This is a genomic window from Hymenobacter saemangeumensis, from assembly GCF_039541835.1.
Lineage (GTDB): Bacteria > Bacteroidota > Bacteroidia > Cytophagales > Hymenobacteraceae > Hymenobacter > Hymenobacter saemangeumensis.
Genome location: NZ_BAABGZ010000013.1, coordinates 88,613 through 110,424 on the forward strand (window position 1 = coordinate 88,613; position 21,812 = coordinate 110,424).

Sequence of the window (21,812 nt, forward strand, 5' to 3'; positions counted from 1 at the left end):
GTCGTGCTTTGCGGCTGGCATGAGCAAAATCCAGATTCTGATTGTAGAAGATGAGCGGCTGTACGGTGACTTGCTCTGCGAGTACCTGGAGGAGCTGGGCCACGAGCCCCTGGGGCCGGTGCCCACCGCCGCCCAGGCCGTGGCGCTCTTCGAGGCCCTAAAGCCAGATTTGGTGCTGCTCGACATCGGCTTGCGCGGCCCGGTTGATGGCGTGGAGCTGGCCCGGCAGCTTAGCAGCCGGCAGCCCGTCCCGCTGATTTTTATAACGGCTTTCACCGACCGGCCTACGTTTGAGCGGGCGCGGGCCGTGGGGGCCCTTGCCTTCATCACCAAGCCTTTCAGCCAGCACACGGTACAAAATGCCGTTGAGCTGGCCCTGCTCAATTTTGCGCGGCAGGCCGCTTCTTCACCCGAAAGCGAGCCGCTTACCCGGCCTCCGGCCTGGGAGCAGGATGTGCTGGTGCGCGATGCTTTCTTTCTCAAAGACCGGGAAGGACTGGTGAAGGTGCCCTATAGTGAGGCCCTGTACATTGAAGCAGGTGAGAAATACTGCGTGCTGGTACTGGCCAGTGGCCACCGCTATCCGCTGCGCATGAGCCTCCGGGACGCGGCCCGGGGCCTGGCCGGGCAGGACTTTGTGCAGGTGCACCGCGCATACGTTATCAACGCCCGTCACCTGGAGGGGCTCGACCCCGTGGGCTACACCGTGCAGGTGGCCGGCCGCACCCTGCCCCTGGGCCGCTCCCACAAAGACGAGCTGCTGCGCCGCCTCAACCTCATCGACGGGCAAGGAGGCTAGGCGGGCCATCCCCGCTTCGGCCCCGGAAAACCGACGCCCGAAGACGTTCTGCCGACGCTGGCGGACTTTCTGAAGCGGGCTGCCACTAAAAGCTTCATATTTACGCTCAGCTGGTTGGCTGCCCGCCTGCCCAGCAAAACCCCGTTTCTTTTCTCACCTTTTTTCGCTTTTCACCATGGCAAACCCCATCCACACCCACCTCAGCCACGAGGTAGAAGACTTCGCGACCTGGAAGCAGGGCTTCGATGCCCACGAGCCTTACCGTCAGAAGCACGGCATTCGCATTCACGGCGTGTACCAGGCCCACGACAACCCGAACCACGTGACCGTACACGGCGAAGTTGACGATGCTTCCGCCCTGCAGTCGTTCATGGCCGACCCCGATGTGCAGGCCACCATGCAGACTGCCGGCGTAAAAGGCCGCCCCGACATGAAGATGATGCACAAGCACGCCTAGCCCAGGGGCCGCGTGCTGAACCTATAAGCCCGTCAGGCTGCACCGTCGTGCGGCCTGACGTTTTTTTATCATCCGTAAAACATTGCTTTACAAATGGCAATCCCCATTCATTACCCCTCACCTGGAGGCGCCACGCCCCATGAGCAATTACTGAACTGCTGCCGCGACAAGGTGGCGGTTTCGGCCGAGGAAGAGGTAATGATTCGGGCAACGTTCAAGGAGCGGCACTTCGCACGAAACGAGCACATTCTCCGGGTCGGTGAAATTTGCCCCTTCTCGGTTTACATCGTGCGGGGTGTGATGCGAGATTATACCACCGACGCCGACGGGGTGGAGCAAACCACGCGCCTGGCCTTCGACGACTATTTCTCGGGCGACATGCACAGCCTTTCGAACGGTGTTGCTTCTGTTTACTCCATTCAATGTCTGGAAGAGACGGTCGGCCTCACCATCGACAAAGCAGGCTACGACTGGCTGTTTGCCCAGGTGCCGGCTTTCACCAACGTGTTCCATTACGTGCGCAACCGCAGCTTCAATGTGGCCCTGCAGCTGATGGCTGAGCGCAGCAGTAAGAGCGCCGAGCAGCGCTACCTGGGGCTGTTGCGCGAAAACCCCCAGATATTCCAGCGCGTGCCCTTGAAAATCATTGCATCCTGGATGGGTATTCAGCCCGAGACGCTGAGCCGTATCCGCAAAAACATTACGCTTTGAATCCGTTCTTGACTTAAGTCAAGTAGCCTGGGCAGGGGGTGCCGGTAGCTTTGAGGCATGACAACCTCCCTCCTGGACCGCAGCCCCCGCCCGCCGGCTTATGTGGTAGGCCCTGCCGGCCAGCGCACTTACTGGTACATGGGCGCCCTGCTCAAGCTGCTGGCTACCAGCGCCGACACCGACGGACAGTTTGCCCTGATAGAGACGGTGATGCGCCGGGGCCTGGAGCCGCCCTACCACGCGCACCACCACGAAGATGAGGCCATTTTTTTGCTGGCCGGAGAGATGGAATTTACTGTAGCCGGGGTTTCCTGCCACCTGCGGGCCGGCGACTACATCTACCTGCCCCGGCAGCAGCCCCACCGCTTCCGCATCCTGAGCGACACCTGCCACTACCTGGTTCAGCTGTTCCCGGCCGGGCTGGAGGAAATGTTCGTGGCGCTGGGCGAGCCTGCGCCTCAGGCCGAGCTGCCAGCACGCCCCCCCGGGCCGCCTCTGCCCGAGCTGCTGGCTTGCCTGAGCGACCTCCAGCAACGCTACGGAATCGAAGTGACGCCCACGGCTAGCTTCTGATTTTCGGACACTTGGCCGGCCTACATCACACGTCCTAGTCCTTATTGCTACCGGCTGACACTTACGGCGCACGCCGTCACCGACTGCTAATCCCCTTTTTTATGCAAAAAATATACTCTCTGCGGGCAGCTTTACTCGGCTTGTCCTTGCTGTTCGCAGCACCCGGCGCCTGGGCCCAGGCACCGGGCGTCGGTATTGGCACCACCAGCCCGGCTAGCTCGGCGGCCCTCGATGTATCGTCGGGCAGCAAGGGCTTTCTGCCTCCCCGCATGACCCAGGCCGCCCGCGACCTGATAGCCAGCCCTGCTGCCGGTTTGCAGGTTTTTAACACAACCACCGGCAAGCTGAACGTATGGAACGGCAGCAGCTGGACCAACCTGCTGACGGCTACGGAGCAGCCGCAGGCATCCACCACCGCCACCAGCCAAACCTATAGCTTCACCGGGGCAGCCCAAACCTACACAGTACCGGCGGGCGTGACCAGCATTGCGGTGGTGGCCCGGGGTTCAGCCGGGCAGAACTACTTCGGCAACCCCCGGGGCCGGGGCAGCCTGGTATCGGCCAACTTGACGGTGGTGCCCGGCGAAGTACTAACCATACAAGTAGGCGCCGTGCTCTACAATGGCGGCGGCGATACCGGCGGGGCCGGCCGCGGCGGTGGAGCTACCGACCTGCGCCGCACCGGGGCCAGCACCGGCGACTACCTCAGCAGCCGCAATGCCCTACTGGTGGCGGGTGGCAGCGGCGGTACCGGCGGCGGCGGCGGCACCAGCGACAACCCGGCTTATTACGGCGGCACCGGCGGCGCGCCCACCGGCGGCACCCCTTCCAGCACCAACGCCGGCGGCGGGGCAACACCCACGGGCCCGGGCGCGGCCGGCGCCGGCAGCAACCCCGGCCTGAACGGCACGGGTGGCACTGGTGCGGGCGGCACGGCCGCGGGCGGCGGCGGCGGCTACTACGGCGGCGGCGGCGGCGGCACGGGCGGCGCCGGCGGCGGCGGCTCGTCGTGGGTGATGCCCACTGGCAGCAGCAACATCAGCTACGCCCTGGCCCCTACTGCCGGGCTCGATGGCCAGCTCACCATTACCCCCTTGGTGTACGCCGCCCCCACCCTCGACGGCAGCAACTTCATCAACCTGCCCGGCCAGCTGCTGAGCGTGAGCGGGCAAACCTTAACCATTAGCGGCAGCAACGGCAACAGCGTGACGCTGCCTACGAACACCGGCCCGCAGGGCCCAACGGGTGCCACCGGGGCCCAGGGCGCTACTGGTGCTACGGGAGCTACCGGCCCGGCCGGTGTGGCCGGCCCCGTCGGGCCGGCTGGTCCTGTGGGCGCTACCGGCGCAGCAGGTCCGCAAGGAGCCACCGGCCCCGCCGGCGCAATGGGAGCACAGGGCCCAGCCGGTCCCACCGGGGCAAACGGCGCTGTTGGCCCGCAAGGGGCAACCGGCGCAGTAGGTCCGCAGGGGGTTCAGGGCCCCACCGGCAACACCGGGGCGGCGGGTGCAACCGGTGCCACAGGCCCCCAGGGAGCCACGGGCCCCCAGGGCGTAGCAGGACCTATAGGGGCTACAGGCGCCCAGGGGCCTGCCGGGCCGCAGGGCCCCGTGGGCAGCACGGGCAGCGCCGGTGCCGGCTATGGCGGCACTAGCAGCACAAGCAATACAATTGGTACGGGTAGCCGCACCTTTGCCACGGCCAGCGGCCTGGCTTATGTAATCGGCGAGCGAGTGCGGGTTGCCAACTCGGGTACTACCTATCTGGAAGGCACCGTGACAAGCTACAGCGGCACCTCATTAGTAGTCAATGCTGACCGGATTGTAGGCAGCGGCACCTTCACCAGCTGGACTATTGGGGTAACTGGCGACCCGGGTACCACCGGCGCTACCGGAGCAACAGGTCCCGCAGGCCCGGTAGGGCCTACCGGAGCTACAGGCGCCACCGGGGCAACGGGTGCTACAGGCGCAACCGGGGCGCAGGGAGCAACGGGAGGCGTAGGGCCCCAGGGGGCTCAAGGTCCTGTTGGCACTACCGGTGCTACTGGGGCAGTTGGTCCCACAGGCCCACAAGGACCGACAGGCGCTACCGGACCGCAAGGGCCAGTAGGGCCGGCGGGCACTAATGCCACGGTAACGGCCTCGAACGGCGTGAGCGTAGCCAGCGGCAACGTGAAGCTGGGCGGCACCGCCCTGGCCGCAGCCACCGATGTGCCCCTGGCCGGCAACAGCCTCACCTTCTCCGGTACGGGCAATGTGGGTATTGGTGGCAGCGCGGCCCCCACTCAGACCCTGGATGTAGCCGGCACCACCCGCACCACCAATGCCATCGTGACCACAGCCCTGACCGGCAACGGGGCCGACCTGGGCACCGAGGTAGGCGTGGGCGTGCGAGCCGATGGCGGCCTGAACCTGGGCCAGAGCAACGGCAGTAACATCTTCCTCGGTTATCAGGCCGGGCGCATAAATACGGGCACCAACAACGTGTTCACCGGCTTTCAGAGCGGCTACAATAATACCACCGGCTACGGCAACGTATATAGCGGCTATAACAGTGGATACTCCACTACCACCGGCAATGGCAACGTATTCAATGGCGTTAATAGCGGCTACTCCACTACCAGCGGTTCCTCCAACGTGTTCACCGGTGGTGCTAGCGGTTACTCTAACAGCACTGGAATTGGAGGCGCATACTTTGGCGGATTTAGCGGCTTCCGTGCAACGGGCAATAACAATACGCTGGTGGGCTACTTTGCAGGTTATTACACTACCTCCGGTGCTAACAACACGGCTCTGGGCTTTTATGCTGGTCTACCCAATGGCCTCGGCAACCTCACCAACACCACCGCCATTGGGGCTAATGCGACCGTGACGGCCAGCAACAGCCTAGTGCTGGGCAACGGCGTGAACGTGGGCATCGGCACCACGGCTCCGGCGGCGCGCCTCGAAATCAGCGGCTCTGACGCTACGCTTAATGGCCTGGGGGCAGCGTTGCAAATCACCAACACCGCCGCCGGAGGTGGGCTGTGGGTAATGCGCACGGGCGCCACGGGTAACTACTCTCCCGCCGGCGCCCTCACCTTTGGCAATGCCGCCAACTACTGGCTCACGCTAACGCCGACGGGTCGGCTGGGTATTGGCCTGGCTAGCCAGAACCCCACCAATGCCCTGGACGTTGATGGCACGGCCCGCATCCGCAGCCTGACGGGCGCCGGCACGCTGGTAGTAACCGCCGATGGTAACGGCGTGCTGGGCGTGAGCACGGCCAGCGCCCTGGGCGACAACCTGGGCAACCACACCGCTACCCAGGCCCTGAATCTGCAGGGCAACACCCTGACCGGAGCCGGCGCCAGCATCGCAGGTATCGGCGTGGGCGTGCGGGCCGATGGAGGCCTGAACCTGGCGCAGAATAGCGGGGGCAACAACTTGTACCTGGGCTACCAGGCCGGGCAGGCTACGGTGCCCAATGCCGGCGCAAATCAGGGCCTGCGCAATACGTTCATTGGCTACCAAGCTGGTGCGGGCAACACCACGGGCAACGACAGCTACTTTTTAGGCTATCAAAGCGGTTTCAGCAACACCACCGGCTACAGCAACTTTTTCGAGGGCTGGCGCAGTGGCTATAATAATACCAGCGGCTACAACAACGTTTTCATCGGCCACCAGGCCGGCACAAGCAACGTTACTGGCCGCGATAACCTGTTTATCGGCCCAACTAGCGGCAGCTTGAATACAGGCAGCTTAAACGTGTTCATCGGCTCAAGCAGCGGCTTTAACAGCACTACAGGCAGTGGCAATCTGTTCGTTGGTCCCGGTAGCGGCAACTTCAACACCACGGGCAGCAACAACACGGCCCTGGGCTACAATGCGGGCGTGTCTAACGGCAGCGGCACCCTCACCAACACCACGGCCATCGGGGCTAATGCAACTGTGACGGCCAGCAACAGCGTGGTGCTGGGCAGCGGGGCCAACGTAGGCATTGGCACCACGGCCCCGGCGTTTCCGCTCGATGTACAGAGCACCGTGAATTACTTCGTATCGGGTGGCTACGGCTACCTGGGTCAGGGCGGTGCCGGCACCTGGGCCAATGCTTCGGCGCCTTTTAGTATCCGGGCCGCGGGCCGCGTGCTGGCCTCGGAGTTCGACGCTGTTTCGGACCGCCGCCTTAAAACCGTCATCGGCCTTTCCGACCGCGCGGCCGACCTGGCCCTGTTGACTAAAATCCGCATCACCGACTATACCATGCGCGACCGGGTGCAATTTGGCAGCCGCCAGTTTAAGAAGGTCATTGCCCAGGAAGTGGAAGCCGTATTCCCGCAGGCCGTCAGCCAGCACACCGGCTTTCTGCCCGACATCTACGCAGCGGCTACCACTGTGCAGGTGCTGCCCGGCGATTCGCTGCTGCTCCTTACTCTGCCCACTGGCCTGGCTACCGCCGGCACCGCCGGCCAGCGCCTGAAGCTGATAGGCGAAACCATTCAGAGCCAGGCCGCACTGGCCCGTCCGGCCCCGGCGGGCACCCGCACCCTGGTGGTGCGCGGCGCCCAGGCACTGGCCGGAGGCCCGGTGTTCGTCTTCGGCCTGGAGCATGCCGATGTACGCTCCGTCGACTACGAAGCCCTGTCCATGCTCAACGTGAGCGCCACCCAGGAGCTGGCCCGGCAGCTGGCCGAGCTGCAGGCGCAACACAGTGCGCTGCAAGGCACCGTGCGCACCCTGCAAGCGAAAGCCGCCTCTGCCGAAGCCGACCACGCCGACCTGCAAACCCTGAAGGAGCAGCTGGCCCGCCTGCTGGGCGAAAGCCCGGCCCAGGTGCGGAAGTAGCCTTTCCAGTTAAGTACCGTTCATAAAATTGAAAAGCATAAAGGCTTCCAATACCTTGAGCACTATTATAGACCTATTACCCCCAACCTTAACCCCCAACTTTTTTCTCACATGGAAAACCCCATTCACACCCACCTCAGCCACGAAGTAGAAGACTTCACCACCTGGAAGCAGCACTTCGACGAGGGCGCTGCTCTCCGTGAAAAGCACGGCATCAAAATCCACGGCGTGTACCAGGCCCACGACAACCCCAACATGGTGACGGTACACGGTGAGCTGGCTCACCCCGATTCCCTAAACAACTTCATGGCCGACCCCGACGGCATGCCCAGCATGCAGCGAGCTGGTGTGAAGGGCCGTCCTGACATGAAAATGATGCGCAAACACTCGTAAGCGCTTGATTAAGCTAAAAAGCCGCCGGGTTGCGCGTTGCGCAGCCCGGCGGCTTTTTAGCTTGGCTACGTTAAGCACAACTTCCCGGGTAGCTGCCAGCATTCCCAGGTGCGACAAGGTATCCCAAGGTGCCCTTAGCAGATTCCGTAATACCATTGGTGGCGGTAGTGTGTGTTCCAGGGCTCCACTAGCGGTTACAGCAATACCACTGGCTATTCCACCCTGTTTTCAGGAAGTGGCAGCAGTTATTTAAGCACCAGCCGCTCTATGAGTGGCCTTTTTTATGCAGGCTATGCTGGCTGCTAAGCCCGTGAAGGCGCCTGGCCGCTGTATGGCTCTGCGAGTAGAATGCGTGGTTCGTTCCCCAGTGCTCCCTCATAGGGCCTTACCTTTGGCCCGCATTCTACCCTCATCCTTTTTGCGCCCAATGCTTTTCTCGCTGCTCACTACGCCCCTCGGCCGCCTGCGCCTGGTGGGCTTTCTCGAAGGCCTTTCGTTTCTGGTGCTGCTGGGCATTGCCATGCCCCTAAAGTATATGCTCCACATGCCCCAGGCCGTGCGCGTGGTCGGCATGGCCCACGGCGTGCTGTTTGTGCTCTACGTGCTGCTGCTGATTCAGAACAGCATCGAGCACCGCTGGTCGCTGGGCAAGGCAGCGCTGGGCTTTTTAGCGTCCCTGGTGCCGTTTGGCACTTTCTACGCCGATAAAAAGCTGTTTCAGCCCGCTGAAGTGCAGTAAGCGTAAAAGCCGCGTTAGTGCGAACGAAGTGAGGTAGCCAAAGGTCGGCGTAGCTCATCCGCCCGCTGGCATTCTGTCGGCACTGAGATATAACCAATAAGAAAAGCCCCAATGCCAGCACTGGCATTGGGGCTTTTCTTATTATCTGGCTGGTCGCTGAGAAAGGACTAACTGGCTGCGCCGCCCTTCGGTTGCGCGTGCTGTGCCCTCGCAATGACACGGCTTTTCACCTAATCAGCACATCAGCACATTAGCACATTAGCACATCAAATACTACTGGTACTGAACGTACAGCGGAGAGGGCTTGAGGGCAATCACCTCAGACGGCGTCATGATGTGGTGGGGCTTGGGGCGGGCGTCGTACTCGTAGAACAGCTTGAAGCCGGTGTACTGCACGGGCTCGGCCACGATGTAGTCTTTGTAGGAGTCTTTTTTCAGGGTGGGGTCGCCGTGGCCGTCCATGTGCATCACCACCTGCACCCGGGGGTCAAGCTTGATGCTTTTGTAGTTGGTCACCATCTTACGGGTGAAGCGGTGCACGGTCAGGACCTTGGGCGGGAGCTTGTTTTCGCTCACGATGCGGGCCAGGTAGTTGATAGTCCAGTTGATGTCCTTGGCATCGAGGGTGCCAATGCGCTGGTTGGGACGAATGCCGGGCATGGTGGACAGCGAAAACTCGGGGTCGATGCCCAGGTGAATGTCGGGCTGCTTGAGGTACTGCTCCAGCTTGGGCACCTCCACCTGCAGGGTGCTGTGGCCGGGCTGCACGTCGAGGAACAGAATGCACTTGTGCTCCCGGGCCCAGCTGATGACCTCCTCGATGGTCGCCTTGGAGTTCATCAGGCGCCACTTGCCGTCTTTGCCCGGGGTGCCCTGGGCGGTGATGGTTACGTTGTGCAGCGCGGGCTGCACGGGAATGCTGGGGTCGGCCGCCTGCCATTCCTTGAGCACGCCGGCAAACTTGCGGAACATCTGCTCCTTGGGCTCCCGGCCCAGAATGCCCATTCCTTTCGAGCGGATGTTGCCATAAAAGGCCACGATGCGGTGGCCGGGGAGGATGGCGCCGGGCAGCTGCCCGTTTTTCTTGGCAATGGAATCAGCCTTGAGCGAGTCGCGGCGCATGGCCAGGCGCTGCAGCTGTATGGTGTCGACGGGGGCGGGCCTGGCCGCGGCGGCCTCTCCTTCAGCACCGCCAGTGCTGGCGGATTCGCCCTCGGCAGGACGGGTTTGGCAGGCGGGCAGGGCCAGGGCGGCCAGCAGACCGGCGGCCAGGGCCGGCCGGAAAAAACTAGTAAAACGACTCACAAAAAGGCAAATGACAGGCTGAAAAGTCCTACGAAGGTAGCGCATTCGTGGCATTGGTTGAAACCGCATCCCGGCAACGTATGCAGCAGGCCCGCTTCAACGCAGAAAGGCCCCGGCATTGGCCGGAGCTTTTCAAGCGGTTTCTCTCGTAATGGCGGCGCTGAACCGACGCGCTGGCGTCGTTTCCTGCACCGCGGGTATTTTTAGTTGGCCTTAGCGGCCCATACAAACTGCACCGGAACCGTAAAGCTTACCGGCACAGCTTGCAAGGTGCTACTGCCCTCCGTCAGCCTGTGCTTGCCGGGGCGGAAGCGCGGGAGCTTTTGAATGGCCGCCACCACAGCTGCATCGTATTCGGGCGCCATACCTTTTACTATTTGCACTGCCTGCACCTCACCTTGGTCGCTCACGATGAAGGAGGCAAATACCCGTCCGTTGCGACGCTGCTCAGGCGTCACATTGGGGTACTGCAGGTTGCGCTGGATTTGGGCCACAATGGCCTGGGGGCCACCACCGCCGGGCAGCTCCGGCATCTGCTCCACGCTGGTGTAAGCGGGCGGAGGAGGGGGCGGCGGGGCATCGGCTGGCGCCGGGGCCGGGGGTGGGGGCGGCGCTTCCACCACCGGCGGTGGAGGCGGGGGGAGGAAGTCGGCGTTGCGCTCACAGGCAACGGTGAGAAACGAGAGCGCCAGCAGCGGCAGTCCCAGCCACTTTTTCCAGCGGCGGGCGGGGGCGGTTTTATAAATCATGGCAATACGGGTCAGGGTTTGAGATTGGGAAAAGGAATGCGCAAGTGGAGGGGAGAAACCGAGCTGTGCGGCCACTTGCCGGGCCAGCAGTTGGGTGTAGAAAGTAGCGGGGGCGCGGGCCGCCGCCGGGCCCTCGTCGAGGGCGGCGGCATCGGCCAGAAACTCGTGGGTGAGGCCCAGGGCCCGGCCGCACAGGTGCACAAAGGGGTTGAACCACAGCAGCACGCGCAGCAGCTCCAGCAGCAGGTGGTCGTAGGTGTGGCCCTGGCGCACGTGGGCCAGCTCGTGGCGCAGCACCTGCCGGGCTTCGGCCGGGCTCAGGGGCGTGGTTTCGTCCCAGAACACCACCCGCCCGAAGGAGCTGGTGGGCAGGCGGCCGCCGGTGCGCAGCAGGGTGTAGCCGGCACCGGCCTGGCGGGGCATGGCGCGGGTGCGAAGCCAGAGCTGCCCCAGGCTCCCCAACAGGCGCAGCAGCAGCAGCGCCGCCCCGCCCAGGTATAGCGGCCAAATCCAGCCCGGCCAGCTGGCGCCGGCCGACGCCTCAGCCGCACCCACCTGCACGGCCGGCAGCAGCACGCTGAGGCCGGGCAGCCCGACGGGGGCACTTGTCCAGCTGCTGGGCCAGTCCAGCGGCAGCAGGGGCAGGGCCAGCGCCAGCAGCGGCCCCAGCACCAGAAAGGCCCGGTTGTAGGCGAAGCTGCGCTCCGAGCGCAGGGTCAGGTGGTAGCAAAGCCACCACAAGCCCAGCAGCACCGTGCTGAGCACCATCCAGCTATGCAGGTTGATGAGGTTCATCGGAATCGGGGTTTTCGGGTTGGGAGGCGTGACGGAGCAGCTCGTCGAGCTGCGCGGCGTTCAGGTTTTCTTCTTTGGCAAAAAAGGACACCAGGCGGCTGAAGGAATTGCCGAAGTGCCCACCCAGCAGCTTGCGCAGCGAGAAGCGGCGGTAGTCGTCCTGCGCTACCAGCACGAAGTAGCGGTGGGTGCGCCCAAAGGCCTCGTGCCCCACAAAGCCCTTGCTTTCCAGGATGCGGACAATGGTCGATACGGTGTTGTAGGCCGGCGCCGGGGGGGGCAGCTCGGCCAGCACGTCTTTTACGAAGGAGGGGCCGCGGCGCCATAGCACCTGCATTACCTGCTCTTCGGCTCGGGTTAGCTCGGGAAAGGATGCGTCCATCAGGATGGATTTTTAGGGTTATGTCAGAGTAACGCAAACGTACAACTAATATTTTAGTTGTGTCACTAATTTTTTAGTTTCACAGCCTGCCGCATCTCTCTATCCCAGTGGTGACCGGTTGCTGCTATCCGATGTCGGCACCGTTAACCCCACCCAATCCTCACAGGCAAATTCGCTAAGGCCCTATCCTATCTGATTCTGACCCGTTGCTTTAGCTACCATGATAGCAGGTTAAGCAGGGCCGTTTGCATGTAAGCTGCGTGCCCGCGGTATTATTCCTTCGGGTGCTGCTGTGCGCTTTGTAGTAGCCGGCACAGTATGAGCCCTGGCCTGGGCGTCAACTTGAAAGCCGCTTGCGGGCGGCTTTAGCTTCTCGCCTCTTCGGAAAGGCGGGAGTGTTTTGCCCCAGGCAAAAAATAAAGTCTTTGGGCAGCCTTTTCCGGCGTTAACTTGTCTGACCCTGGCAAGCCCCTGCGCGCCGGGGTTTCGCTTTTCTACTATGCCGGTTTCCAATACCGACCTCGACGACCTGCTTTTGCGCTGTCGCCTGCGCGAGCCCAGTGCTCAGCGGGCCCTCTATGCCCGTTATGCCGGCCGCATGATGGGCGTGGCGCGGCGCTATGTGCGGTCGGTGGCCGAAGCCGAAGACATTCTGCAGGACGCCTTTGTGAAAGTCTTCACCCGGCTGGGCGACTTCCGGGCCGAAGGCTCGCTCGAAGGCTGGATTCGGCGCATCGTCGTCACCACGGCCCTCAACCACTGGCAAAGCGGGCAGCACCGCCGCCAGCAGGCCCAGCTCGACGACGTGCCCGACCCGGTGGCGCACGATGCCGACGCGCTTGACAAGCTCAGCGTGACGGAGGTAATGGCCCTTATCGAAAAGCTCCCCGACGGCTGCCGCATGGTGCTGATGCTCTATGCTGTGGACGGCTACACGCACGGCGAAATCGCCGAAATGCTCAACATCCAGGAAAGCACCTCCAAGGCCCAGCTCAGCAAGGCCCGAAAACAACTTCACCTGCTGCACCAGCAGCAGGTAAACCACTTACGACTATGCTAGAAGAACCGGAAGACAACCGCCTCGACCAGTCTTTGCGCGATATATTCAGCGACTACGACCTGCCCCCGGCCCGCCACGTGTGGACCGGCATTGAGCAGCGCCTGGCCGACCTGCCCCCGCCCGTGCTGCCCGTACGCCGGCGCCGGCCGGTGCCGCTGCCCTTCCTGTTTGCGCTGGTGGCCCTGCTGGCCGGCCTGGCCGGCTGGCTGCTGCCCCATGCGGCTAACCCGGTAGCCGGGCCGTCGTCGGCGGCCCGCACAGAATCCGTAACCGGAGCTGTTGCGCCGGCTACAGTGGCTGTTGCAAAGCAGCAGACAGCGGCCATGCGTGACTCCCGGCGTGCTTCAGGTGCTGCCCGGCGGAGAGAAGCGCAGCAGGGTTCTGTAGCCCGCACTCAGGCCGCTCCCACGCGTCGCGCTAAGTCTCAACAGAATAACCAGCCTGCGCCAGCCCTGCTGCCGGCTGCTCCCAGCGCCGCGGCCGCCGCAGTCGTGGCTGCCGAGCCTGCCACCGCCGCCGTGCCCAGCGCGGCAGTGGCCGCTGGCCAAAGCCCCGAGCAAGCCGCCCTCACGTTGGCGCTGGCTACGCCCGCCGCCGATGCCGCCGCTGCCGGGCAGTCGGCCGAGCAGGTTCCGGCTTCCCTGCGGCAGCTGGTGGCGCTGGAGCGCCGCGTGCAGGCTGGCCCATCGGTAGTAGCTTCTTCCGAAGCAGCCCGCGCTCAGCAGATTGCTAACCTGCGCGCCCAGCGGGCCGAGCTGCTGCGCCTGCAGATTCATACCGACAGCCTGCTGGTTGTGCTGGGCGACGTGCCCGTAGCGCTGCCTTCGGCCATTGCCGCTGCGCCTGCTACCGCAGAGGCCGACACCGCCAGGCCCCGGCCGCTTACCCGCCGCTGGAGCCTGCAGCTGGCGGGCGCCGCCGAGCAGAACGCCCTGACCCTGGAAGCTGCCGACGAGGACAAGCTCAACAGCCTGCGCCGCGGCCACGAAACCGGCCGTCCCGGCGTAAATGCCCACCTGCTGGCCGAATACCACCTCAACCCGCGCTGGAGCCTGGGCGCCGGCCTGGGCTACTCGGCCTTCGGCGCCGAGCTGCGCATCAACAACCGCCGCACGGAGGTGGACGTGAACTATCAGACTACTACCACCAGCACCACCACGGCCGCTACCTCCACTTACCAGACCTACTCCATCCGCGTCACCCAGGTGCCTATGCTCAACCCCATCTTCAACTCCAGTGGGCAGGTATTGGGATACGACACGGTGTACACTACCCGGCAGGATACCCTCTTTACCACTACGGTGCTGCACGACAGCCTGCGCAACACGGTGACTACCACCACGCCCATTCTCACGCGGCGGGAAGTAAGCACCAACACCACGCTGCGGCCCAACTACCGCTTCGCCACCCTGCCCGTGCTGCTGCGCTACCGCATTAGCATGCCAGGCAACAGCCGCTTCTGGACCGATGTGGCCCTGGGCGCCCAGCTGCAGTTCTTCCTGGGCGGCACCCAGGCCGTAACCGACGACGGCCTGAACTTCCGTACCGAAACCATTTCGGCCGCCTCCGGCCCCTTCCGCACCTTCAACCTGGCCCTCAGCGGCAGCCTGGCGCTGAACTATGCCCTTTCCGACCGCCTGAGCGTGAGCGCCGCGCCCAGTATGCGCTGGCAGGCTCTATCGCTGTACAAAGCCGAAACCGGCCTGAAGCAGCAGCCTACTTCTACGGGCATTATGCTGGGCATGCGCTGGCGCCTCTAGCACTACCTCCCTGCCGCCGCAAGCCCCCACAGTTGCCATAACGTGAATCCGTTACTGCCTCCCAGCTCCAATCGGAACCAGGGTATGCAGCCAACTCCCTATTGCCTTTCACTTTTCCCTTCAACCTATGAAAATGTATCGGTTATTGCTCCTCATCGGGGTGCTGACGCTGGGTGGGCTGCAGTCCGCGCACGCGCAATTCGCTACCTGGTCGCGCCCCCTGGCTCCGGGCATCGTCAATGCCCAATCGGTTACCGATGCCACTGGCAATACCTACGTGGCCGGCTCCTACCAGGGCAGTGTAACCATGGGGAGCACTACCCTGCCGGTTCCTGCCAGCAACCAGGCCGGCGGACCAGGCAGCAATGCATTTCTGGCCAAGATTAACCCGCAGGGCCTGGTTCAATGGGTTCTGCCCGGCGTAAGCAATAAGCTCGATGACGTAGCGGCCCTGACCCTGGACCCCAGCGGCAACGTGTACACGGTTTTCTATGCCGGTATCGACTCGATGAGGACCAACCCAGGACCCAGCGCCAGCTTTACCCTGGGCGGGCAGACCCTCAATCCGGGTGGCATCGCACTGGCCCGGGTAAGCCCGGCCGGGGTGGTCACATCCCTGAGCCACCTGCACCAAGGCAACAGCCGGGCCCAGGTTACTGCCCTCGCGGCCGATGCTGCCGGCAATGCCTACGTGGGTGTTTACGGCGGCCAGGGACAGGCTTTCGGCCCCCATACTTTCCCGGCTACCTACAGCTCCATTATCCTGCGTTACGCCGCCAGCGGCGGCGTAACGGTGATGCAGAACCTCGTGCCCAGCCCTACCGTCACCAACGGCTACGCCTCCCTGTCGATACAGGCGTTGCACCTGGGCCCGGGTGGCGACCTGTTCTGCGCCGGCAGCCTCTACGGCTCCGCCACGCTGGGTACATCCCCGGCCATAACGCTTACCAGCCCCTCCAATGGCAATGGCGGCTTTTTGGTACGCTACTCGCCAGCCGGCATCGCGCAATGGGGTGTGATTAACACCAGCAGCTCCGGCTCTAACAACGTCATGGCTTGCAACATCAGTGTTAATGCCAGCGGGGAAGTCTACTTGGCCGGCGGCTCCACCACGGCCGATGCCGCTTTTGGCGGTTTGCCCCTGGGCCAGGCCGGGGGCTATGTACTGAAAGTATCGGCCAGCGGCACCCCATTGTGGGTGAGAGCCGCCCAGACTTCCTCGTATGATGACGGCAGCCGTCGGACTTCCCGCCTGGCGCTCGATGCGGCGGGCAACGTGTACCGTATGGGCGTATTCAGGGAGTCGGCCGTCGCCTTCGGCAGCCAGGTGCTGAATCATCCCCTGTTCAGCAGCCAGCTGCAGATATATCCCCCGGCGTTTTACCTGGTAAGCTACGATGCGGCCGGTACGGAGCGCTGGGTACGCGCCGTCGATGGACAGGTACCCCCCGGCAGCGGAAACCCATCTTCCATCTTCCATTCGGGGGCCGGCCTGGGCAGCGACGCCAGCGGCAACCTCTACGTGCTGATGTTGCTACAGTCCTTCGGCACAGCTGGCAGCCAGCTGCACATCAACGGCCAGGTGCTGAGCAACGGCTACACGGCCCTCCGGCTGGAGGCGGCCGGCCGGGTCAGCGGCCTGGTTTACCTCGATATGAATGCCAACGGCCAGCGCGATGCGATGGAGCCGCCCTTCCCTTTCTCGCAGATTATAGCCGACCAGAACCAGACCAGTATCTTCGCCAGTAGCAGCCCTCAGGGGCAATACAGCGCTTTTGCCCCCGCAGGAACTCCGTTCAGCCTCACCATTGCCAGCCCACCGCCTTCCTATACGCTCTCGGCCCCGGCCGTGCGCAGCGGTACTTTCCCGGCCGCAGGCCAGTCGGTAAATGGAATGGACTTTGGCCTTGTGCCCTTAAGTAACCAAACCGACGTACGGGTGACGCTTACCCCATTCAGCCCGGCCCGGCCTGGCTTCACCACGCAGTACCAGCTTACGCTGGAAAACGTGGGCACCACGCTTGCCAGCGGCACGGTTAACCTGGCCCACGACAGCCGCCTGACTTATACCAGCAGCGTCCCCCAGGGCAGCGTAGCCGGGCAGAACGTGAGCTGGACCTACGCCAACCTGCCGCCCTTTGCGCGGCTGAGCTACGTGGTAAGCTTTTCGCTGCCGGCCACAGTGGCGTTGGGTACCCAGCTTACGTCAACCGGCACGGCGCCCCTGGCCGGCGACGTGAACCCGGCCAACAACACCGAAGTATTGACCCAGGGCGTAATAGGCTCCTACGACCCCAACGACATCTCGGTAAACTACTCGCGCCTCACGCCCGCGCAGGTGGCCGCGGCCCAGCCCCTGGACTACACCATCCGCTTCCAGAACATGGGCACCGACCAGGCCTTCAACGTCGTCATTACCGACGAGCTGGACTTTACCCGCCTGAACCTGTCGACCCTGGACTTGCTGGCGCAGTCGCACAGCTGCACCTGGAGCCTGAGCAACCGCGGCCTGCTCACCGTGCGTTTCCCTAATATTCAGCTGCCCCACCAGGCCGCCGATGCCTTGCGCTCCCAGGGCTTTGTGCGCTTTCGGGTGCGGCCCCGCACCTCCCTGGTGGTGGGCGACATCGTACCCAACGAAGCCGATATTTTCTTCGACTACAACGCCCCCGTGCGCACCAACACCGCTACCACGGCTGTGTTCAACCCCACGGCGCTGCTCAGTGGGCAACAGGCCGCGGCCTGGGCCGCCTACCCCAACCCGGCCGCCGACGTGCTGACCGTAGCGGCCACCCTCACCCAGGCCGGCACCGTCGGCCTCGACCTGACCGATGCCCTGGGCCGGACCATCCGCCAGCACCGCCTTACTGCTGCCGCGGGTGCCCTGCACCACTCGCTCGACCTGCGCGGCGTAGCCCCCGGCCTCTACCTGCTGCGGCTCACCCTGCCCAATGGCCAGCACAGCAGCCAGCGCGTGCAGGTGAACTAGCCGGGCACGGCGCCGGCCAAACCCTGGCTTATTGGCACTTCTGCGTTGATGTACACTTGTTGGAATAAGTTAAAAGTTAAAACCGCACGTTCTTTTAACTTTTAACTCTCAACTTTTAACTCTGTACGCTGACTTGGAAGATGCGCTAGTTTGTAAAAGCGCCCCTTCGGCCGGAGCTGACGGGGCGCTTTTGCATGCCTGTCGGGCGCAGAAAAGCTGTCGTATTTACCTTGTAATTACTTATTTCCAGAAGCACAGCAGCCTTTTCCGGCTGGCTCAGGTCTGGCTGCTTGAATGGAATGCTGAGCACCGGCCGGGCCAGCTTCCGCAGGCTACCCTTACGCTTTCTTACTTGTTGAATTCATGAAATTTCTACGCGCTTTTATCCTGCTGGTGGGCTTGTTTCTGGGCAGCCAGCCCGTGGCACAGGCCCAGCACTTTGAGTGGGCCCGGCTGGCCCGCACCCTTACCAACAACGGCCTGCAAACCACGGCCGGCGCTACCGATGCGCAGGGCAACACCTACGTTGCCTTCGACTTTCAGGACAGCGTGCGTGTGGGCAGCCGCCTGTACCGGGGCGTCTTTGGTGCGTCCCTGCTGGTGCGCTACGACTCCACCGGGCAGGTAAGCTGGGTAACGCAGCTGCAGCACGTAGGCATTCAGCACATGGCCGTCGACCGCGTGAACGGAGGTGTGTACATGTCGGGCCGCCTGAACAGCGGCGCCGCCTGGGGCGGTGCGTCCGTTCCTACCACCCAGTCCCGGTTTTATGGCAAGTTTTCAGCCACCGGCGCTTTGCTATGGATGCGGGGCCTTCCCAACTCGACCATCTACGGTATCACGGCCGATGGTCAGGGCAAGGGCTACCTGCAGGGCATCACCGACAGCGTGGCCACGGCCGTAATCAACGGCGTTTCCCTCAACAACACGGTCAGCTACCTTTTTCAGTTCGATGCCAGCGGCAGCATTCAGTGGCTGCGGCAGCTGCACGGCGACGGCCCGGCCTCGGTGCAGTACGCCGGCCCGGCCGGGGTAAACAACATTGCCCTGGGCAGCAAGGCCAACGGGGGCTGCCTGGTGGTGGGCACCATGTTCAGCAAGCTGTACTTCGCCCCGGGCACTTCCGGCTCGGTGCTCAATGCCCAAACCTCCCGCCCGGAAGCCTTTATCGCCAACTTCGACCCCAACGGCAACCTGCTCTGGGCTCGGCAGGGCCACACCCCGAATGGCACTGCCGGACAGGTATTTAGCAAAGCAGCGGCGGGCGATGCCGGTGGAAACTGCTACCTCAGCGGGGGCAGCACCGGGGTGGCTACATTCGGGCAGCTTACGTCCCAGCGGGGTTTTTTCCTGCTGAAGTACGACTCCTTCGGCACGCCCATCTGGCTGCGCGGGCAGCAGGCCAACACCGGCAGCAACGGCAACGAAACCGGCACCCACCTGGTGGTGGACAATGCCGGCCAGGCCACGCTGGTCGTCAATGCCCAGGTTAGCCCCAACAACGGCCCCTCGCCCACTGTGCTCGGCCCGCTGCAGATGGCGGCGCCCACCAACATCGTGCGCTACAGCGCCCAGGGCCAGGAGCTGTGGACGGTAGCCGACAGCTGGCTGAGCTACACCACCCAGGGCGCTGTCAGCCGGGCCACCATGTCGGTGGAGGCCACCTCCCTGGGCCTCGACGCCCGCGGCCGGGTGTACTACACCGGCCGTACCTACAGTGCTTCTGCCTCCCTTAACCAAACCATTACCTTCGGCGCCCACACCTTGCTGGGCCGGGGAATGACGCTGACCAAGATAGGCGCCCAACCCAACAGCCTGCTGGGTCAGGTGTACTTCGACGCCAACAGCAACGGCGTGCGCGATGCCGGCGAGGGCATCTTCCAGCGCACCCTCACGGCCGAGCTCAGCCAGGCAGGCTTCAGCTCCTACCACCCCATGCGGGCCGACGGCAAGCTGCAGGCCTACGCCAGCAGCGGAGCCTACTCCCTGTCGCTGGTGGGGGTACCCGCCAACTACGTAGTGACGCAGCCAGCCAACAACCAGTACACCGGCACCTTCACGCCGGGGGGCGGGCAGCGCACCATCAACGTGGACTTTGGCGTGGCGCCCCGCTCTACCCAGCCCGATGTGCGGGTAATGATTACGCCCGTGAGCCTGCTGCGCACCGGCGTGCCCCTCACTTTCCGGGTGTCGCTCGAAAACATGGGGGCAGTGCCCGTAGCCGCTGGCACGGTTTCCTTCACGCCCGACGCCCGCCTCAGCTACATCAGCAGCGCGCCCACCGCCACCTGGGCCGGGGGCAGCAGCAGCTGGAGCTATACCAATCTGCAGCCCGGCGAAGCTCGCCACTTCGATGTGCGCATGAGCATTCCCATCAACGTGAGCGTGGGCACGCTGCTCACGTTTACGGCCCAGGCTCCGCTGGCGGCCGACAGCAACCCCGCCGACAACAGCGCCGGCCACGAAGGCCGCATCATCGGCTCCTACGACCCCAACGACATCTCGGTAAACTACTCGCGCCTCACGCCCTCGCAGGTGGCCGCCGGCCAGCCGCTCGACTACACCATCCGCTTCCAGAACATGGGCACCGATACGGCGTTTGCCGTGGTCATCAGCGACACGGTGGACTTCCGCAAGCTGAGCGTGGGCTCGCTGCAGCTGGTGTCGCAGTCGCACAACTGCTACTGGAGCATCACCAGCCGCGGTATTCTCACCGTGCGCTTCCTCAACATCCTGCTGCCCCACCGCCAGGTCGACGCCATTCGCTCGCAGGGCTACGTGCGCTTCCGGGTGCGCCCCATCACCACGCTGGGCCTGGGCGACATCATCCCCAACCGTGCCCACATCGTGTTCGACTACAACCCGCCGGTGACCACCAACACGGCTACCACCACCGTGCTCAACCCCACGGCCCTGCTGGCCAGCCACAGCGCCGCCAGCTGGGAGGCCTACCCAAACCCCGCCACCGAGCAGCTGACGCTGGCGGCGGAGCTGCGGCAGGCCGGGCCCGTGCGCCTGCAGCTGCTCGACGTGCTGGGCCGCCCCGTGCAGCAGCAAACCCTGGCGGCCCCGGCCGGGCCCCTGCACCAGACCTTGTCGCTGAAGGGCCTGGCCCCCGGCCTCTACGTGCTGCGGGTAACCCTGCCCGATGGTAAAGCCAGCACCCGCACCGTGGTAAAGGAATAGGCATACGCTACCAACAGACAAACCCGGGCCACCCATCGCGGCAGCCCGGGTTTGTTGCGTTTTTATGGGTCTGAAAAAACTGGCACGGTTTTGCAATACGACCTGGTACAAGCCCATCCGCCCGCGGCATCTGATGCCCACCCCGGCGGCTTGTCTCATACTCCTTTTTGCTTTTGGTCATGAAAACTCAGCGCCTTCTGGGCCGCCTGGCTGCGGCTTGCCTTTTCGTTTCAGTTGTTGCCCCGGCCGCGTCGGCCCAGGTTCGGCGCGACGCCTACGGCTCGCCCAAGGCCAGCAGCCCGGCCCGGCCTTCGGCTCCGGTGCGCAGCACGGCGCCGGCCCGCCCGGCCGCCTCGCCTTCTTCCAGCTATTCTACCTCGGCCAGCTCCCCCATCCGCTTTGGGGTGCGGGCCGGCCTCAACCTGGCCGACGTGCAGGGGGACGCCGTGCAAAGCTTCCTGGGCCTCACCGACTACGCTCCCGAGGGCACCATCACCAAGCAGATGCGCCCCGGCTTCCACGCCGGCCTGTACGCCACCATTCCCCTGGGCAGCAGCTTCGCCATCGAGCCCGGCCTGTCCTACTCTGAGAAGGGCACCGTGCTGCAGGGCCGCATTCCCATCCCGGAAATCAGCTTCCTGAATGCCCGCGCCACCGGCACGGCCCGCCTGGGCTACATCGATGTGCCGGTGCTGGCTAAGGCCTACATCACCCCGGGCTTTTACCTCTTTGCCGGCCCGCAGGCTTCCTTTTTGGTAAGCGGCAAAGCCCGCCTAGAAGCCGGCGCGCTGGGCTTCGACGTGTACCAGCAGGACTTCGACATCAAAAGCAGCCTGCGCCCGCTCGACTTCGCCGTGGTAGGCGGCGTGGGCTACCAGTTTGAAAACGGCCTGGGCCTGAGCGCCGGCTACGATTACGGCCTGAGCTCGCTCGACAAGAACAACCGCTTCAACGCACAAAACCAGATTATCAAGGCCAGCGCCAGCTTCTCCTTCTAACACCTCTTCTCTCCTTTTTTCTGCGGTTATCTTATTCTGGTGCGCTTATTCCAGTTCACTTATTCAGGTCGAATTTATTAGGATTAATTTTTG

General features: G+C 63.8%; 15 protein-coding genes. 12 read left to right on the forward strand and 3 right to left on the reverse strand.

From position 1 onward, the window contains the following. The first annotated feature begins 19 nt into the window (after positions 1-19). The 7 genes from ABD919_RS04830 (at position 20) to ABD919_RS04860 (ending at position 8,495) form a co-directional block, all read left to right on the forward strand. Entirely contained in the window at positions 20-799 is a 780-nt protein-coding gene (locus ABD919_RS04830; protein WP_345234314.1) for a LytR/AlgR family response regulator transcription factor, read from the forward strand. 175 nt (positions 800-974) lie between these two features. After that, the gene (locus ABD919_RS04835) at positions 975-1,256 is read left to right on the forward strand and encodes a hypothetical protein (protein WP_345234316.1); all 282 of its coding nucleotides are present in this window, start codon (positions 975-977) and stop codon (positions 1,254-1,256) included. 93 nt (positions 1,257-1,349) lie between these two features. Beyond that, positions 1,350-1,967 carry a Crp/Fnr family transcriptional regulator gene (locus tag ABD919_RS04840; protein WP_345234318.1) on the forward strand — a complete coding sequence of 206 codons (618 nt, stop codon included), beginning with the start codon at positions 1,350-1,352 and terminating at the stop codon, positions 1,965-1,967. A 57-nt stretch (positions 1,968-2,024) separates the two neighbouring features. Next, positions 2,025-2,540: a cupin domain-containing protein gene (locus ABD919_RS04845; RefSeq protein ID WP_345234319.1), complete on the forward strand. Its 516-nt coding sequence runs from the start codon at positions 2,025-2,027 to the stop codon at positions 2,538-2,540. Between the two features lie 101 nt (positions 2,541-2,641). Continuing rightward, positions 2,642-7,363: a tail fiber domain-containing protein gene (locus ABD919_RS04850; protein ID WP_345234321.1), complete on the forward strand. Its 4,722-nt coding sequence runs from the start codon at positions 2,642-2,644 to the stop codon at positions 7,361-7,363. Positions 7,364-7,474: 111 nt separating this feature from the next. Continuing rightward, positions 7,475-7,756, forward strand: coding sequence for a hypothetical protein (locus ABD919_RS04855; protein ID WP_345234323.1), 282 nt, complete (start codon positions 7,475-7,477; stop codon positions 7,754-7,756). Between the two features lie 427 nt (positions 7,757-8,183). Next, positions 8,184-8,495, forward strand: a complete 312-nt coding sequence (locus ABD919_RS04860; RefSeq protein WP_345234325.1) for a DUF3817 domain-containing protein — start codon at positions 8,184-8,186, stop codon at positions 8,493-8,495. A gap of 273 nt (positions 8,496-8,768) precedes the next feature. Here the strand turns inward: ABD919_RS04860 and ABD919_RS04865 are convergent, their stop codons facing one another. The 3 genes from ABD919_RS04865 to ABD919_RS04875 all read right to left on the reverse strand — a co-directional run bounded on the left by ABD919_RS04865 (position 8,769) and on the right by ABD919_RS04875 (position 11,726). Next, positions 8,769-9,800, reverse strand: coding sequence for a hypothetical protein (locus ABD919_RS04865; RefSeq protein ID WP_345234326.1), 1,032 nt, complete (start codon positions 9,798-9,800; stop codon positions 8,769-8,771). 203 nt (positions 9,801-10,003) lie between these two features. Continuing rightward, on the reverse strand, positions 10,004-11,344 hold the full coding sequence (locus ABD919_RS04870) for a TonB family protein (RefSeq protein WP_345234328.1): 1,341 nt from the start codon (positions 11,342-11,344) through the stop codon (positions 10,004-10,006). Beyond that, entirely contained in the window at positions 11,322-11,726 is a 405-nt protein-coding gene (locus ABD919_RS04875) for a BlaI/MecI/CopY family transcriptional regulator (protein WP_345234330.1), read from the reverse strand. The genes ABD919_RS04870 and ABD919_RS04875 overlap by 23 nt, the downstream gene beginning before the upstream one ends. 499 nt (positions 11,727-12,225) lie before the next feature. Here ABD919_RS04875 and ABD919_RS04880 point away from each other — a divergent pair, with 499 nt between their 5' ends. The 5 genes from ABD919_RS04880 (at position 12,226) to ABD919_RS04900 (ending at position 21,719) form a co-directional block, all read left to right on the forward strand. After that, positions 12,226-12,786 carry an RNA polymerase sigma factor gene (locus ABD919_RS04880; protein ID WP_345234332.1) on the forward strand — a complete coding sequence of 187 codons (561 nt, stop codon included), beginning with the start codon at positions 12,226-12,228 and terminating at the stop codon, positions 12,784-12,786. After that, entirely contained in the window at positions 12,780-14,546 is a 1,767-nt protein-coding gene (locus ABD919_RS04885; protein WP_345234334.1) for a hypothetical protein, read from the forward strand. The genes ABD919_RS04880 and ABD919_RS04885 overlap by 7 nt, the downstream gene beginning before the upstream one ends. 127 nt (positions 14,547-14,673) lie before the next feature. Beyond that, positions 14,674-17,535, forward strand: coding sequence for a DUF7619 domain-containing protein (locus ABD919_RS04890; RefSeq protein ID WP_345234336.1), 2,862 nt, complete (start codon positions 14,674-14,676; stop codon positions 17,533-17,535). 363 nt (positions 17,536-17,898) lie between these two features. Beyond that, positions 17,899-20,721 carry a DUF7619 domain-containing protein gene (locus ABD919_RS04895; protein WP_345234338.1) on the forward strand — a complete coding sequence of 941 codons (2,823 nt, stop codon included), beginning with the start codon at positions 17,899-17,901 and terminating at the stop codon, positions 20,719-20,721. 179 nt (positions 20,722-20,900) lie between these two features. Beyond that, complete coding sequence (locus tag ABD919_RS04900; RefSeq protein WP_345234339.1) at positions 20,901-21,719, forward strand: porin family protein; 819 nt, start codon at positions 20,901-20,903, stop codon at positions 21,717-21,719. Positions 21,720-21,812 lie beyond the last annotated feature (93 nt).